The organism is Paenarthrobacter nitroguajacolicus (assembly GCF_029952445.1).
GTDB lineage: Bacteria > Actinomycetota > Actinomycetes > Actinomycetales > Micrococcaceae > Arthrobacter > Arthrobacter nitroguajacolicus_B.
The window spans coordinates 1-591 of the sequence record NZ_JAQPPK010000077.1 but is presented as its reverse complement, the minus strand read 5'-3'; the positions used below and the strand labels follow the sequence as shown (position 1 = coordinate 591).

Below are 591 nucleotides of genomic sequence, written 5' to 3'. Positions count from 1 at the left end.
TGTCAGTGTTGCCCATTGCGCAGGCGTTTGTTCTGCGGTGGGTGCTCATGGGTGGAATATCAACGAATCAAAGTTTTTTGGCATGGCCTTTGTGGTTGTGTCCTGGTGCCAGTACGGCAGTGCCCGCCCCCCCTTTGTTGGGTGGTGTGTGGTGTTGTTGGGAACGTGTCCGGGATGCCGCTGGTGGGGGTTGTGTTTGGCGCACTGTTGGGTCCTGAGGCAACAGGACCTTTTTGCAGCAATGCATGGGGGCACTCTGGTGTCTTTTTTGTTCCTGCTTCCGGTACCGCCACGTCCCTTGTTGGGGTGTGGTGGTCTGGTTGATGGGGTTGTTGTTTGAGAACTACATAGTGGACGCGAGCATCTAAGGAACACACACATGTGTGTGTTTCTTACAGCAATTTCTTATGAATGAACCTGGCCCTTGTGGTCATGGTTCTCTCGAGTAAGTTTTTGATCATGTTTGTGTGGTCAAGTTTTTAAGGGCACACGGTGGATGCCTTGGCATTAGGAGCCGAAGAAGGACGTAGGAATCTGCGATAAGCCTGGGGGAGTTGATAACCGAGCGTTGATCCCAGGATGTCCGAATGG

Annotated in this window: 1 rRNA gene; it reads left to right on the top strand. The window is 52.5% G+C overall.

The annotated features are described in order from the left end of the window. Positions 1 to 469: 469 nt before the first annotated feature. Positions 470 to 591: ribosomal RNA gene (locus PJL15_RS22590) — 23S ribosomal RNA — on the top strand; the annotation flags it as partial.